This is a genomic window from Pseudomonas rhizoryzae, from assembly GCF_005250615.1.
Lineage (GTDB): Bacteria > Pseudomonadota > Gammaproteobacteria > Pseudomonadales > Pseudomonadaceae > Chryseomonas > Chryseomonas rhizoryzae.
The window spans coordinates 325,383-341,460 of sequence record NZ_SULM01000002.1; the positions used below are offsets into that span (position 1 = coordinate 325,383).

Sequence of the window (16,078 nt, forward strand, 5' to 3'; positions counted from 1 at the left end):
TGCTCGCCTTGGCCTCTCCCCGCCCCTGAGCTACCATCCAAGCCCCAATAGCTTCGCCCCCAGGACAGCGTCATGAACCGAGTGCTATACCCCGGCACCTTCGACCCCATCACCAAGGGCCATGGCGATCTGGTGGAGCGCGCCTCGCGGCTGTTCGACGAAGTCGTGGTGGCGGTGGCCGCCAGCCCCAAGAAGAATCCGCTGTTTCCCCTGGAGCGACGGGTGGAGCTGGCCAAGGCGGTGACGGCGCACCTGCCCAATGTCGAGGTGATCGGCTTCAGCTGCCTGCTGGCCAAGCTGGTAGAGCAGCAGCAGGCGACCATCATCCTGCGCGGCCTGCGCGCGGTGTCGGACTTCGAGTTCGAATTCCAGCTGGCCAACATGAATCGGGTGCTGGCGCCCCAGGCGGAGAGCATGTTCCTGACCCCGTCGGAACACTACTCCTACCTCTCCTCCACCCTGGTGCGAGAGATCGCGGCGCTCGGCGGCGACGTGACCAAGTTCGTCCATCCCACCGTGCACCAGGCGCTACTGGAGCGTTTTCCGCCGACGGACTGATTAACCCCAAGGACTGTCGGGTGCAGCGGGCGCGCGGATGGGGCAAAATGCGCGCCTGACTTTTGAGTCGCCGCGCGCCTGCGTGGCGAGGAGCCGACGATGTCCCTCATCATTACCGACGATTGCATCAACTGCGACGTGTGCGAGCCCGAGTGCCCGAACGGCGCCATCTCCCAGGGTGCGGAGATCTACGTGATCGATCCGAACCTGTGCACCGAGTGCGTAGGCCACTACGACGAACCCCAGTGTCAGCAGGTCTGCCCAGTGGACTGCATCCCCCTCGACGAAAACCACGTCGAGACCAAGGAGCAGTTGCACGAGAAATATCTGAAGATCAGCGGCCAGGCCTGATACCCAGCCTCACGTCCTAGTCGTTGGTACGGCCGTAGCCGCTTTGGGTGCAACCCAGGCAGCGCACGAAGGCCGCCTTGCCCGGCTCGACCACCAGCGCCTTGCCGGCCTTGCCGATATTGCCGCCCGCCGCGGTGAACGGCAGGCTCACCACGAAGGCACCCGCCCCTATTACCGTGGCGGCGATTAGCAGCGGGCGCGCGATCAACAGATCGCCGATCATGGAAAAGGCCTCTGGTGCCTGGGCTTCACCGAACGCCTGGTCGGCGGTCTGATACTCGGTGACTTCCCCCTGAGCCTGCTGCGCCTGCGCCGGCAAGACCTGGAAGGTCAGCGCCAGGGCCAGCACGGCCGCCAGGCTACGGAACGGATTCATACGGCTGATCCCTTGCGCGATGGTTGTAGTGGTGATCCCTGAACTATAACAGGCCGCCCGCACTTGTCATGCGGGCGGCCCCCAGACGTCATTCGGCGCGGACGACCGGCTGCGGCGCACGACGATAGGCGTAGACCATCAGCGCCACACCGCCTACCACCATGGGTACGCAAAGCACCTGGCCCATGGTCAGCCAACCCCAGGCCAGATAACCGAGCTGGGCATCGGGCACCCGGACGAACTCCACCAGGAAGCGGAAGATGCCGTAGCAGAGCACGAACAGGCCGGACACGGCCATGGTCGGCCGCGGCTTGCGCGAGTAGAGCCAGAGGATGACGAACAGTGCCACCCCTTCCAGGGCGAACTGATAAAGCTGCGAGGGATGGCGCGGCAGCTGGGCCGGATCGCTGTAGGGCGGGAAGATCATGGCCCAGGGCAAATCGGTGGGCTTGCCCCAGAGTTCGGCGTTGATGAAGTTACCGATACGCCCCGCACCGAGGCCGATGGGTACCAGCGGCGCGATGAAGTCCATCAGCTCGAAGAAGCCCTTGTTGTGGCGCTTGCCGAACCACCAGACCGCCAGGATCACCCCGAGCAAGCCGCCGTGGAAGGACATGCCGCCCTTCCAGACCTCGAAGATCAACGTCGGATTGGCGATGTACTCCTCCAGGTTATAGAACAGCACATAGCCTAGCCGTCCCCCGGCGATGACCCCCAGCGCCACCCAGAACACCAGATCGGAAAGGATCTCGCTGGTCCAACGCGGATCGAAGCGATTCAACCGGCGCTTGGCCAGCCACCAGGCGCCACCGATCCCCACCAGGTACATGAGGCCGTACCAGTGGATCTTCAGCGGGCCCAGTGACAGGGCCACTGGGTCTATTTGCGGATACGGCAGCATGGTGCCTCCTTGAAGAGGGTCAGAGTAAGAAGTTGAGCCCGACGCCGAACAGCAGCAGGGCGAACAGCCGCTTGAGCAGCCGGGGCGACAGGCGATGGGCCAGCCAGACGCCGAGGGGGGCGAAAAAGGTACTGGTCAGGGCGATGCCCAGCAGCGCTGGCAGATAGACGTAGCCCAGACTCCAGGCCGGTAGACCGGGCTCCTGCCAGCCGACGATGATGAACGACAGTGCGCCGGAAACCGCGATGGGCAGGCCACAGGCCGCCGAGGTAGCCACCGCCTGCTGCATCGGCACGCTGCGCCAGACCAGGAAGGGCACGGTGAGCGAGCCGCCGCCGATACCGAAAATGGCCGAAGCCCAGCCGATCACCACGCCCGCCATGCTCAGCGTTGGCTTGCCCGGCTCCTGGGTCTGGGCCTTGGGCCGCAGCTCCAGCGCCATCTGGATGGCGATCAGGATGGCGAAGGTGCCGATGATCTTCTGTAGCAGCGGACCGTGGATGGCCGCCGCGGTCACCGCGCCCAGGGCACTGCCGAAGACGATACCCAGCGCCATCCAGAGGAACAGCCGCCAGCGCACGGCGCCGCGGCGGTGATGGGCCCAGACCGAATTGAGCGAGGTGAAGACGATGGTGGCCAACGACGTACCCACCGCCAGATGGGTGAGAATGTCCGGATCGAGCCCCTTGGCGGTGAAGCTGTAGACCAACGCCGGCACGATGATCAGGCCACCACCGACGCCGAACAGACCGGCCAATACCCCGGCGCAGGCGCCGAGAACCAGGAAGAGCAAGAGATCCAAAAGGGAAACCCCAGCGGGCAAAACGGCATGTTAACCAAAACAGGCGTCTTGCGGCAGTGCTCAGCTAACCTTCATTCCTTTTTACTCGACCATAATGCCAAAAGGATTCGCAACTTCACCCGGCTAGCGTGAGGAAAATCCAGACGCCTCGAGTCTTGGCTAATAGTCTAAGAACACTTAAAAGGAATAGCCAATCTGCGGTGAGTCAGGATACGTCATCCAAGATTTTTACTTCGAGAACAGTCATAATCCACGAGCAGCTGAATTATCAGACAAGTTTGCGCGCCTAGAGAAAAGGATAACGAGAAGATACGAAACAAATAAAAGCCAACTATTTTAAATACCAAAACAACCAAGCGAACACCGTTAAAAGCTTATTAAATATAGTACGCCAACATGAAAAAAAGCAAAACCCAACTAAAAATCAAGAGCAGGCTGTTTATAGTGTCCGATCAGTATTTTCGGGAGGCATTATCTTAGCCCTAGCCAAAAAGACAGGATCTTGAAAATAAAGTAATTGTTTCCCATAAAATGCTGGAAAGCCCGAACAGTAGATTACCATGTCCCCAGACTTTTGAATGTTACCATGACTATCCTTGCGCGGACCTGGCATACGCAATGCCTCGTCCACAGTAAGAAGAGGACGCTGAATTTCCTGTAATGTCCTCGAAACATGACCCAGCAAGGCACTGGACCGCTTGCCACTGGTAGTAACTTGCTCTTTCACCACAGTAGTCTGCCCTGTTAATTTTGACAGATGCTCTGCGGTTTCCACACGATTCGGTGGAAACGCATTTTGGATATGGCAATTGGAAGTTATACTTTCTTCCTTACCATAAAATTCGTGCAATTGCGACAAGTCCTGAATAACCAGGTGACATTTTATTCCGTAACCTGCAATGAAAGCCAGAGACTCCTGCATGATATCGAGCTTTCCGAGACTTGGAAACTCGTCAAGCATCATTAGAAGCCTATGTTTGTAGTGAGCTTTAGGTCGACCTTCCTCGAACTCCATTTTTCCAGCCGATAACCTGACAATCATATTTATCAAAATACGCACCAACGGGCGAAGCCGCGTTTTATCATTGGGCTGCGTGATAATGTAAAGACTTAATGGATCATCATGATTCATTAGATCGCGGATTCTGAATTCCGAACGACTAACATTGCGCGCCACGATCGGATCGCGAAATAGTGACAAATACGACTTCGCCGTTGACAATACTGAACCGGCCTCCTCAGCGGGCCGATCAAGCATATCACGGGCAGTAGAGCCTACAAGCGGGTGGTTTTCTCCATTGAAATGCCCATAGTGCATCATTTCTTGCCAAAGATCAGCAATTGGCCGCGATGGATCCGCTAACATTGAATCCAAAGCCGGCAAACTTGCTACCTGCCCCTCATCCAAAGAGCGATAACAAAGGTGCAAAATACATCCCACCAACATAGCTTGCGAGGTCTTTTGCCAATGATCGTTTAGGCCCTTACCGTCCGGATCCACGATCAAAGTTGCCAAGTTCTGAACATCACCTACTTCGTATTCGGTTTCTAAGCGTATTTCCTCCAGAGGATTCCAGCCTACGCAACCACTCGCCGTAGCTGGCTCAAAACGAAGAACTCTATTACCCGCATGACGCTGTCTCCAACCTGCTGTCAAAGCCCATAGTTCGCCTTTGAGATCAGTGATGACTGCACTATGTCTCCATGAGAGTAATGTAGGTATAACTAATCCTACACCCTTACCACTTCGCGTTGGTGCAAAAGTCAAAATATGCTCAGGCCCATTGTGACGTAAATAGCGCAGCTTATTACGTTTATCTAGCCACCCCCCCACATAAACACCTTCATCAGCAAACAAACCAGCTTCTTCAATATCTTTACGTTCCCCCCATCGAGCAGAGCCATGCAAAAACTGATTTGCAGTGGAACTGTTACGCTGAATTCGCCGCGCAATCATCAATCCCAGCATGCCGCTGGCAGTAACCAGCACACCCAAAGCACCCGCCTTAATTAGAGAACCACTATAACTACCAGACCATCTTTCAGCCCATACTAATATTGCCCAAGGAGCATAGATGCCATTGATATTTTCACCGAGAGCCGGATGATATTCATAAAGGTATGCGAAGTACTGTGTAGCAACAATCAAACCCAAAACCAAGATAAAAGCGCTCAAAAAAAACGTCATGCTGACTTGCAAAAAAACACTACGGCCCTTTTTATTTCGCGAACCACCAAAATGATCATACTCCATAAAAATTTTCCTACTGCAGACATTTAGAACACAGAAGCATAATGTACCTAAGAAAAAGCTTGTCAAATAGCAAAATACCAAAAACCAAGCACAGACTAAACTTTAAGCATAATTATTCACCATTATACCAATGTTGCATCACATATTTTAGATCTCCTTTGATGACTCTCATTACCTCAAGCACAAAGAAAAAGACTGATAACATAAAGCCAAGCACTCAAAGCCTCAAAGCCTCAAAGCCTCAAAGCCTCAAAGCCTCAAATGAATTCCCAGCACCCGCACAGACCGAGCGCAACCCAATAATAGACCAAGCCAAAAACGCAAATTCAAAACATGCAAGTTATGGAAAAATTAATAATACCTAACTTTTTATTAGTATTGGAGCATACACCACCACTCACCTAGGTTATCCATAAAATTACCCCCCCTAACAATCAAAACCACGCCCTTTGAAACATACGTCCAAACGAAGCATAAAACACCCTTTCACCAGAGACCAAAATATAAAAAACAAGTAAAACACCAGACACCGGCATCACCCGAACCAAATAAGCAAAAACGAAGCAACGCAATATTATTATATCTTAACAATTGCATGTACGGAAAAACATAAGCACCTACCCAATACCCCCTATACCATTACACCCAAAAAATTAATTAGTATGCAGTTAACGTTAAAAACGTCAGGGGCTCTTATCCGGCATTCGGATATGAAACAAGATTACCCGAATAAAAAATACTCCAACAAAGCCCCTAAAAGTCTTTATTTTAATAATGACCTTAACTGACCCACTACACTGATCGTCACTACGAGTTCGCGCGTACAGGTCAGCGAAAGGCTTTTTAGATCATATAAGTGTATACGGAAAGCTCAGGTAATCGCAGGCATCACCGACGACCTACAATAGTACGAAATGGTCGACCATACCATGCCTCCATAAAGCTTATTTTTTTTCAAGAGTAATCATCTACAACGTCACACCCCAGACTTATTCAAAGTTAAGATAAGATCACGAACCCCCTCGCCAGCTGCACCGATCAGTCCTTTGAAGAAATCTCGCCCTTCATATAACAGCGGCGATCCTTCCATCGACTCAGACGCTCCACGTACTGCTAAACCTCCAAAATGCTCCGCCATTCTCTCGACACTACGAGCCCGCGCGGCACGGTCAGCATAAGGCTTTTGATACCAGCTCGAAATTTGATACTCTGCTCCTTCTTCCTCAAACTTTGCATTCACGCATGTGGCTAACGCTATCAAAGCTTCGCGAATTAACGTGGGATCAACTTGCTTGGACTTTAAAAAAGCATCAACGCGAACGGCAGCAGCTGCAAGTAAATCACCATGGGTATAACCTAGCATAGGCGGAAAGACGCCATCAGGTAGTTTCATACCAGGTATATATGGCTGATAGTGACCTTGCATATTTTTCACGCCAGACTCCTTTGCATTTGCGACCCCTCCAATTAAAAACATAGAAAATAAAAAAACCATCTTTTTGAAACGAGATAGCATGGCATTCCTCACATTTTAAAGCTTCTATTTATAAAACCACAAGCCACTATTGACGAATTACCTTACTCAGATCGACACCTTGATCAAAGTTATTCTTTAAAATGCCCACAGAATCATTTGGACCTTTGGCATTCATAATAGCTGTACTTCTCCCCATCTGGACTATTTTTCCCGGATCAAGATCGCGACGATTATGAATAACAAAATCACTAGTCCGACCTATCCTTTGCAATATATGATCTTCATCCATATATATCACCAAACCACTAAAGACCTTATTTTCACTCTGCGACGCTTCAAAAACATTAACTGAAGAACTGAATGCAAGCGCTTTTTTCGCCATAAAGCAAAGTGATTCTTCAACTACTACCTTATCAACTTTTAAGTTATCTTTACCTTCAGGTAATGCAGGGAAAGGCACAGATTCCAGCTTTAGACTTTCAATATACGTAAAGTCTGGACGAGAGTAACCTGCTAGCATTTTTAGCCCCTCCATCCTACTATTAAGAGCCTTCCCCTGCATATTCCTCAATTTATTATCATATTCACTTTGATCTTGCTCATCAACTTCGTTCTGAACACTATATCTACCAAAAAACTCAGCAAACTGATCTTTAATTTTTCCTGCCGCACCAACGAACCAATCACCTACTACTTCAGCTCCACGGCGAATGCTACTTTTACTCAAAGAATCATCGGTTTCAAAAAGTACCTTACGGCCTTGGACCTCATGTTCGAAAGGCCGACTTTGTCTGGACAAGAAGTTTAGTGAGCCTCGCTCCAAGGGAAAGGCCGAATTGTCCAAGACTTGAAAGGCTCCATCATCACGGCGAATGAAGGCTTCATTGCCTGCCTTTAGCCGCGAATCTATTAGAGCCTCCTGTACTTTTTCAGGACTTTTGATCAGTTCGTTATACTGCTTAATCCATTGAATATCTTCCTGCTGCATGGGTCTGAGCTGGATACCGGCACTTTGTAGTCGGTCGTACATAACCGCAAAAGGACCCGCCGCCAAAACATCATTGCGATATCCACCGCCAACCTGAGAATGAGCACCAGCGAATTTTAGCTCCTCGATGCGCGAGTTGTCATCATCACGGAGAGCGCTGGTTAAACGGAATGTATCACGGTACTCATTCATCGCTACTAAATGAGTAGTAGAATCGACATTTTTGCCTATTTCTAGATTTTTACCTAGATGTGTATCTCCCAAGGCATTTCCGTAGGAAGCAACAGTATCGAAGAGACCTAATTTTTTTATATGAGCTTGTCCAGGCTGGATTAGATAGTCGCCACTAGGCTTACCTTCAGCATCCCATTTCGGTACTCCGCGCTCGATGAATTCATTAGCCAAGGCACGCGCCTGTGCGGCCCCGCGGCTGAAACCAACAATGCTTACGGAGACAGGCTGCTCAGGATATTTATTATGGAAGGCGACGATAGCGTTATAAGCCTGTTCTATGCGGGAACTGCTACCCAAGCCGGTAGCGCTCTCCAACACAGATCTAGGACTAGTAACCGCCTGGCTACCAACACCATCAAAATAGACCTTTTCGGATTGCCCGGATCGGTCGTGGACATCGTACTCCAACGGCTCATGCCCAGAATTACGGGCTAAGTTATTACCTTTAGCCATATCCAGCTCATAGAGCCGGGCAACATTGGTTTGCGTTCCTATTGGAGTATGTAAATCTTTATTGTTTCCTGTTCCATCAAAATACACCGTAAATCTTAATGGCTCCACCATGTCATATCCCTATGAAGTTTCGATCTAGGAAGCATATTCGGCTTCCCTTTAAAACCTTGCACCCCACTCACTCAAGCTTGAGATCAAACGATCTATATTAATTAATTACCCAGAAGATCCACAGGATCGTAAAAAAGCCAAGCCAATTACAGCATCACACAGACTGAGAAAATTTGTTATTCATTTACCCATCGAGCTTCAACCTGTTGCTGCCGCTGCACCCTAAAACTCCTGCTTAAAACAGATTCTTTACAAATATCACCCTTAAGAGCAGTGCCTGGTAAAACCTTTTGAAACTATGATAAGTGGAAATGCATGAGCAAAATCATGACATAGACTGATCTCGAGAAAACTCAAATTACCTCAGACAACTACAATTCCGAACACTCAAAGCTCTCAAAATTTTGTAAGCATATACTTACAGAAAGCCATCACCTATTGTATTTCTTTTACACAAGAAAACTCTAATAACTGACGACAAAAAACCAAAAAATCCATAAAAAACCATACTTTACAGATCAAGCATTTAGATGATTTAAATAAATCTCACTATATGAGTTGGGCAGCATTGTTTTGGTAACTGGGCTATTTTGCCGAAGTCTTCTCTTGAGCTAGCTGAATACACCCACAATGCCTCCTGGGCGGGATAGCGACGCGGCGGCTTCAGGGGCTGACTGCAACACCTAGTCTGATGCTTTAGAAGTTCGTGCAAGAATTAGCGAGTGTTTTTTTGTGCTGGCTAGGCGCAGGAGGGCTATGGCGAGGCGTGGCAACGCCGCCTAGGCCAAAAGCGCCGCCGCAATTGTGTAGGTAATTTCTGAAACATCACACTATTTATTGAGTTAAGGAAGGGCTCTAATGATGCTTTGCCATCATCAGCGTCATCATCTCGATCAGACACTTGTAATCAAAGCGCTGGCGAGAAAAAATGTTCAGTTTTCAAGCAATGGCGTCCAATGGCTCCTGACTGTAAACCGACAGGTCAGTGCCCTTGGGCAAGTACTGACGAATTGGGCCGTTGATATTGAGGGGCGGTCGTCCGTTTGCTACCACGCTGCCAAGGGCTGTGTGGGTCGCAGAATGTAGATGGCCATGCCCGCTCGCTGCGTGACTTGTGCATGACGCGCCATCTCTCGGCAATAGTCGTAGCTCAACGTTTCCGAGCCGCCAGAGGCATGCGGTTCAAGGCCACACTGAAGCCTTCAACCCCGCCGAGGTTGCGGTGGTGTCATGCATCTTGACCAGCATCAGGTAGCATGTGCTGCTCTCCACCAGGGTACGTACAGCGGACGCATTGGCTTTGCCCTTGATGTCAGGTCGGGGATCTAGCCTCGGCGATCAACGCTTCCCATGCGTAGCCAACAGGCAGAGCATAGATCGCGTTGTAGATCGTCTCGCGACAGACGAACGTCTCTTCAAAACTCGAAAATTCCATGGACCTGAGCTTGCCGGCAATTGGCTGGGAGAGAAGCGTTTTCGCAACGGATAGACCACAAGATCGAACAGCTCGTTGCCCGGCACGAGCCTGTGTGCTGGCCGGCATACCGTGCGCGCCGCCGCCTTGTATCTTGGGCAGTGACGGCCAGGTATCGGCTGTTTGCGTCGCGGTTACGATGCCACTCGTGGATCACGGTGGATGGGCTGGCGATAGCTCGGACGCTCAGGCCCTGAGCCTGGCCCAATTGAAGGATAACGCGTTCTTCGAGAGTGAGTTCTTTGTAAGACATGGTGACATCGTAAGGCAAAACTCAACAAGCTCAGATGTTGCACTCAATTTGTGCCGCCGCCTCATTCTTTCGACGGTCATTCTTCTTACGGCGGCTGTCATCAACTCCCAATAGATTTCAACAACCCTAGCTCTGGACGCTGGCTGCCGGATTGATCACCCGGCCCAGTCCGAGGTTGCGCAAGGCCAGGTGCAGGGCGCTATGGATGACCTGGGGATTGTCGATCTGGCGCATCTGCTGCACCAGTTCCTTGGCCTTTTCCAGGGTGACCTGGCGCAGCAGCCACTTCACCTTGGGCAGGTTGGTGGCGTTCATCGACAGGGTATCGAAGCCCATGCCCATGAGCAGCACCGCCGCCGCCGGATCGCCGGCCATCTCGCCGCAGATACTGACCGGTACCCCTTCGGCGTGGGCCCCGTCTACCACCTGCTGCAGAGCCTGCAGCACCGCTGGATGGAAATAATCGTAGAGGTCGGCCACCCGCGGGTTGTTGCGATCCACTGCCAGCAGGTACTGGGTGAGGTCGTTGGAGCCCACCGAGATGAAATCCACCTGGCGCGCCAGATCGCGGGCCTGGTAGACCGCCGAGGGCACCTCGACCATGACGCCCACCGGCGGCATAGGGATGTCGACGCCCTCGTCGCGAACCTCGCACCAGGCGCGGTGCAGCAGGTGTTGGGATTCCTCCACCTCGTGCACGCCGGAGATCATCGGCAGCATGATGCGCAGGTTGTTCAGCCCTTCGCTGGCCTTGAGCATGGCGCGGGTCTGCACCAGGAAGATTTCCGGGTGATCCAGGGTGACGCGGATGCCGCGCCAGCCGAGGAAGGGGTTGTCTTCCTTGATCGGGAAATAGGACAGCGCCTTGTCGCCGCCGACGTCCAGGGTCCTCATGGTCACCGGCGCCGGATGGAAGGCCGCCAGTTGCTCACGATAGATGGAGAGCTGCTCCTTCTCGCTGGGGAAGCGCTCGTTGACCATGAAGGGCACTTCGGTGCGGTACAGCCCCACCCCTTCGGCGCCGCGCTGCTGGGCGCGGGCCACGTCGGCCATGAGGCCGGTGTTGACCCACAGCGGCATGCGATGGCCGTCGAGGGTCTCGCAGGGCAGGCTGCGCAGGGCGTCGAGGCCCTGGGTGAGCTGGCGCTCCTCCTCCACCACGTCGCCGTACTGCTTGATCAGCGTCGCCGACGGATTGGTGAAGATCTCGCCGTGGTAGCCATCGACGATGAGGTCGATGCCGTCTACTTTGGAATACGGCAGATCCACCGCGCCCATGACGGTCGGGATGCCCATGGCGCGCGCCAGGATGGCGACGTGGGAGTTGCCCGAGCCGAGCACCGAGATCAGACCGACCAGGCGCCCCTCGGGCACCTCGCCGAGCATGGCCGGCGAGAGTTCCTCGCTGACCAGGATGGTGTTTTCCGGATAGATCAGACAGGCCTGGTGGGCCTGTTGCAGATAGGCCAGCAACCGGCGGCCGAGGTCGCGGACATCGGCGGCGCGCTCGCGCAGATAGGCGTCGTCCATCAGCTCGAAGCGCTGGACGTGCTCCATCACCACCTGGCGCAGGGCACCCTGGGCCCATTGGCCGCTCTTGATGATGGTGGTCACCTCGTTACCGAGGGCGGCGTCGTCGAGCATCATCAGGTAGACGTCGAACAGCGCCCGCTCTTCCTTGCGCAACTGGGTGGACAGCCGCTTGGACAGCGCCTTCATGTCCGCCCGCACGCCTTCCAGCGCGGAGCGGAACAGCTGCAGCTCGGCGTCGATGTCGGTCACGGTCTTGTCGGGAACCACCTCGAGATCGGCGGGCGGCAACACCACCACCGCCTTGCCGACGCCGACCCCCGGGGAACCGGGAATGCCGACGAAGCGCGCCTCCTGGATACCCTTGCCCTGCCGATCCAAGCCCCGGATGGTCCCGGTGGCCTCGGCGTGGGCGATCACCCCGGCGAGCTGGGCGCTCATGGTGACCAGAAAGGCTTCCTCGCCTTCGTCGAACTGACGACGTTCCTTCTGCTGCACCACCAGTACGCCCATGACCCGGCGGTGGTGGATGATGGGTGCACCGAGGAAAGACGCATAGCGCTCCTCTCCGGTCTCGGCAAAATAACGGAAGCGGGGGTGGCTGGCGGCGTCTTCGAGGTTGAGCGGCTCTTCGCGCGTGCCGACCAAGCCGACCAGGCCCTCGTTGGGGGCCATGCTGACCCGACCGATGGACTTCTTGTTCAGGCCTTCGGTGGCCATGAGCACGAAACGATTGGTGTCCGGGTCGAGCAGATAGACGGAGCAGACCTGCGACTGCATGGCCGCGCGGACACGCTGCACGATGATGGACAGTGCCGACCCCAGATCCTTGGCGGCATTGACCTCCTGGACGATCTTGCGCAGGACTCCCAGCATCTAGAGCCTCCGCAGTTGACACCCGGCGGGTCCGCCGGCGTGCATCACGTGTCGTTCATCCTGCATGACCACAGCTTCTCCTCACCTCTTTCGCACCGGCCGCGCCGGCAGTCAGGCCAGCAAGCGGGGTGCCAACTCCTTGAGCGCCCGCCGATAGACCTCGCGTTTGAAGGTCACTACCTGGCCCAGGGGATACCAGTAGCTCACCCAACGCCAGCCATCGAATTCCGGCTTGCCCGTGACATCCATCCGTACCCGCTGCTCTTCCGCCGTCAGCCGCAGCAGGAACCACTTCTGCTTCTGGCCGATGCACAGCGGACGGCTGTGCGTGCGCACCATGCGCTGCGGTAGACGATAGCGCAGCCAGCCCCGAGTACAGGCCAGGATACGGACGTCATCGGGGCTCAGCCCCACCTCTTCGTTCAGCTCCCGGTACAGCGCCTCTTCCGGCGTTTCCCGGTCATCGATTCCACCCTGGGGGAATTGCCAGGCATCTTGGTTGATGCGACGGGCCCACAGTACTTGGCCGGCATCGTTGGCGAGAATGATGCCGACATTGGGGCGAAAACCATCAGCGTCGATCACGGCTGCCACCCTTGAAAAATATCGTTGCCCGCATTGTTCCACAAAGCCCGACAGCCCAGCAATGCAAGCTCCGGACCGACTGGGGCGTGGCCGACCGACGCCGTCTCCAGAAGCGCGATAGGGCCGGCAAAGGTCCGCATTATGGTGAGCCCTTGCTGAACATCGGCTTAAGACCCGGCAATCGTCGCGGATTAGCGGAAATGTCGCTGCAGCGCCATGTAGCCGGCCAGGGCCAGACCGATCCAGCCCACCAGCCAGAAATAGTCGAGATAGCCCAGCACCTGACTCTGCCGGGTGACCAGGCTGGAAATCTGCGCCAGGGCACTGTCCGCGCCGGTGGCCTGCCGATAGCGCTCGCCGTAGGCCTGGTAGGCCTGGGCATAGGGATTGACCGAAGCACTGAGGACCGCGGCGTGAAAGGCGTCACGCCACTGCAGGAAGACATTGGACAGCACGATGCCCATGGGCATGACCAGTTGCTGGGTCATGTTCTTGATCTGGTAGGCCTGGCTGAAATAGGCAGGTTCCACGCGCATGAAGGTGTACATGATGATCACCGCGAAGGTACCGATCAGGTAGGTGCCGTGCATCATCAGGCCGGGGACCAGTTGCTGATGGAGAGGCACGTCGGCGTGCTGGCGCACCATCCAGAAGCCATAGCCGGCCAGCAACAGGTAGCCGGCCACCAGGTATTTACGAAAGCCACCCCAGGGAAAGCGCTCGCGCAGCCAGACCGAGGTGATCATCAACAGCGGTACCAGGCCGCACAGCCAGCCGAGCGCCATGACGCCGCCGGCGGTGTGGACCGGCAGTTGCAGGCCGTTGACCACGTACTGGGGGATGACGAAGTTGTAGGCCCCCAACAGGAAGTAGTTGAGCATCATGAACAGCATGCCGGCGAGAAAGCCGGGGGTGATGGCGTTCTTGAAATCCAGGGTCGGCCGCGCCAGTCCACGTTCGTAGTAGACGTACAGGCCGAGGATGGCCGCGCCCAGCAGCAGCTCCAGGGCCAGCCGCAGGCCATCGCTGAAGAAATCGAAGGCCAGCCGTTGGGTGGTGGTGGTGAGCAGCAGGCTACCGGCGGCGAGCAGCACCATGGATAGCAATGAAGGCGCCCCGGAATTCTGCAGCGGATGGGAACGCCGCGGCAGGGACAGCCAGACGCACACCGCCACCAGCAGGCACGCCAATGCCGGCACCATGAAGATGGCGCGCCATTGATGCCCTTCCAGCAATTCCGCGGTGGTGAAAGAGGCCAGGGCACCGCCCAGGGGCACGCCCGAGGCGAAGGCCCGGATACCGGTCGGTAGCTGAGGGCCGGAAAAGTACATCTGCACCAGCACCCGCGCGCCGGCGAAGAAGGTGGCGGCACCGGCGCCCATCAGCGCGCGGCCGGCGATGAAGAGCGGCAGATCGGTGGCGATCAGGCAGCACACCTGGCCGACGAGGTGAATGCCGACCGCGGCGAAGATCAGGTTGCGATAGCCCAGACGCTGGGCGAACCACTGGTGTGGAGCGCTGGTCAGGATGACCGCGACGCTGTAGCAGGCGGTGGCCAGGGAATAGCTGCGCGGGTCGATGCCCAGACCGCCGTAGACGTAGCGATTGGCCAGGGCGATGGACAGATTGTCGAGAAAATACACCAGCACCATGAGGGTGATGCTCAACAGGAGCAGGCCTTGATGATGAGGGCGGTCGGTATCGTCGGCGTACATGGAGACCCAGACTGGCACGGAAGTAGCCAGCCGTGGACCCCTGAGCCTGGGGCGGGTTCAGCACTCGAGGCATCGCGATGTCGCGCAGGTGAACCGAATCGCTGCCGCCGGTCAGTTCGGCAGCAGTGCCCGAACATCGCTTAGCAGACTATCCGGCACGTCCATCCAGCCGCGCGCCTCGTTGCGCGCTCGCGCCTGGTAGCGCCGCTGCGAGGGCAGGCGTGCGCCCTGGGCCTCGATGCCGGCGAACAGGGCTTCGGCGCGCTGCTGGTACTCGGCCACCGCGCCGCCAAGAAAACGCTGGGGATCGAACGCCAGGATGAGTTCGCCGTGATAGGGCAGCCCTCCCGCCCCGGCGTCGAAGTCGGAGGATTCGGGGCTGGTCAGATCGCCGATCAGCGGACCGGCGAGCAACTCGATCATGGCCGCCAGGGCCGAGCCCTTGTGCCCACCGAAGGTGAGCATGGCCCCCTCCTCCAGCACGGTCTGGGCATGGGTGCTGGGGGCACCCTCGGCATCCACCCCCCAGCCTTCCGGCAGCGCCTGGCCGGCGCGCCGGTGCAGCTCGATCTCGCCGCGGGCTACCGCACTGGTGGCAAAATCGAAGACGAAGGGTTGTCCTTTCGGTCGCGGCCAGCCGAAGGCGATGGGATTGGTGCCGAACAGCGGTCGCCGGCCACCCGCCGGAGCGACATAGGCCTGGGTCGGATTGCAGGCCAGGGCCACCAGGCCGCGGGCAGTGAGGGCTTCCATTTCCACCCAGAGCGCCGAGAAGTGGACGCAACGGTTGATCGCCATCGCCGCCAGGCCGCAGGCACGCGCCTTGGCTTCGAGCAGTGGCAGGCCGGCTGTGAAGGCCAGCGGCGAGAAGCCGCCATGGGCATCGACGCGGACGATGGCCGGGGCCACGTCCTCGACCTGGGGTTTGGCATCCGGCACCACCTTGCCGGCCTTGAGCGTCTTGATGATGCCCAGCAGCCGATAGATGCCGTGGGAGGCGCAGTCGTCGCGCTGGCCGGCCACCAGGGTAGTGGCGATGGCCGCTCCCTGGGCCGGGCTGAAACCATGGGCCGCGAGCACCTCCTCAGCCAGGTGCTGCAAGTCTTCCGGGGTCATCTGGGCCATGGCGGCGCTCCGTCG

The 16,078-nt window shown here is 56.0% G+C and carries 12 protein-coding genes and 1 pseudogene; 2 read left to right on the forward strand and 11 right to left on the reverse strand.

Annotated elements, in window-relative coordinates:
• Positions 1-72: 72 nt before the first annotated feature.
• Positions 73-558: a pantetheine-phosphate adenylyltransferase gene (gene coaD, locus FAZ11_RS04010; RefSeq protein ID WP_058762938.1), complete on the forward strand. Its 486-nt coding sequence runs from the start codon at positions 73-75 to the stop codon at positions 556-558.
• A gap of 99 nt (positions 559-657) precedes the next feature.
• A complete protein-coding gene (locus FAZ11_RS04015) occupies positions 658-909 on the forward strand; it encodes a YfhL family 4Fe-4S dicluster ferredoxin (protein ID WP_058762937.1) in 252 nt (83 codons plus the stop codon).
• A 16-nt stretch (positions 910-925) separates the two neighbouring features.
• Here FAZ11_RS04015 and FAZ11_RS04020 read toward each other — a convergent pair whose 3' ends face one another.
• From FAZ11_RS04020 to FAZ11_RS04070, 11 genes and pseudogenes are all read right to left on the reverse strand, one after another.
• Positions 926-1,285: a hypothetical protein gene (locus FAZ11_RS04020; protein WP_058773832.1), complete on the reverse strand. Its 360-nt coding sequence runs from the start codon at positions 1,283-1,285 to the stop codon at positions 926-928.
• An 88-nt stretch (positions 1,286-1,373) separates the two neighbouring features.
• On the reverse strand, positions 1,374-2,186 hold the full coding sequence (gene lgt / locus FAZ11_RS04025) for a prolipoprotein diacylglyceryl transferase (RefSeq protein ID WP_058773831.1): 813 nt from the start codon (positions 2,184-2,186) through the stop codon (positions 1,374-1,376).
• Positions 2,187-2,205: 19 nt separating this feature from the next.
• The gene (locus FAZ11_RS04030; RefSeq protein ID WP_058773830.1) at positions 2,206-2,988 is read right to left on the reverse strand and encodes a sulfite exporter TauE/SafE family protein; all 783 of its coding nucleotides are present in this window, start codon (positions 2,986-2,988) and stop codon (positions 2,206-2,208) included.
• A gap of 439 nt (positions 2,989-3,427) precedes the next feature.
• Positions 3,428-5,242 (reverse strand): type IV secretory system conjugative DNA transfer family protein, encoded by a 1,815-nt coding sequence (locus FAZ11_RS04035; protein WP_058773829.1) that lies wholly within the window; start codon positions 5,240-5,242, stop codon positions 3,428-3,430.
• A 976-nt stretch (positions 5,243-6,218) separates the two neighbouring features.
• Positions 6,219-6,758 (reverse strand): hypothetical protein, encoded by a 540-nt coding sequence (locus FAZ11_RS04040; RefSeq protein ID WP_240043538.1) that lies wholly within the window; start codon positions 6,756-6,758, stop codon positions 6,219-6,221.
• Positions 6,759-6,804: 46 nt separating this feature from the next.
• Complete coding sequence (locus FAZ11_RS04045) at positions 6,805-8,505, reverse strand: phospholipase effector Tle1 domain-containing protein (protein WP_081320061.1); 1,701 nt, start codon at positions 8,503-8,505, stop codon at positions 6,805-6,807.
• Positions 8,506-9,360: 855 nt separating this feature from the next.
• Positions 9,361-10,232 (reverse strand): annotated as a pseudogene (locus FAZ11_RS04050) (IS30 family transposase).
• Between the two features lie 126 nt (positions 10,233-10,358).
• The gene (gene ptsP / locus FAZ11_RS04055; protein ID WP_058762933.1) at positions 10,359-12,638 is read right to left on the reverse strand and encodes a phosphoenolpyruvate--protein phosphotransferase; all 2,280 of its coding nucleotides are present in this window, start codon (positions 12,636-12,638) and stop codon (positions 10,359-10,361) included.
• 111 nt (positions 12,639-12,749) lie between these two features.
• A complete protein-coding gene (locus tag FAZ11_RS04060) occupies positions 12,750-13,223 on the reverse strand; it encodes an RNA pyrophosphohydrolase (protein WP_007161635.1) in 474 nt (157 codons plus the stop codon).
• A 191-nt stretch (positions 13,224-13,414) separates the two neighbouring features.
• On the reverse strand, positions 13,415-14,956 hold the full coding sequence (locus tag FAZ11_RS04065; RefSeq protein WP_193557124.1) for an MFS transporter: 1,542 nt from the start codon (positions 14,954-14,956) through the stop codon (positions 13,415-13,417).
• Positions 14,957-15,049: 93 nt separating this feature from the next.
• Positions 15,050-16,063, reverse strand: a complete 1,014-nt coding sequence (locus FAZ11_RS04070) for an Ldh family oxidoreductase (protein WP_058773826.1) — start codon at positions 16,061-16,063, stop codon at positions 15,050-15,052.
• Positions 16,064-16,078 lie beyond the last annotated feature (15 nt).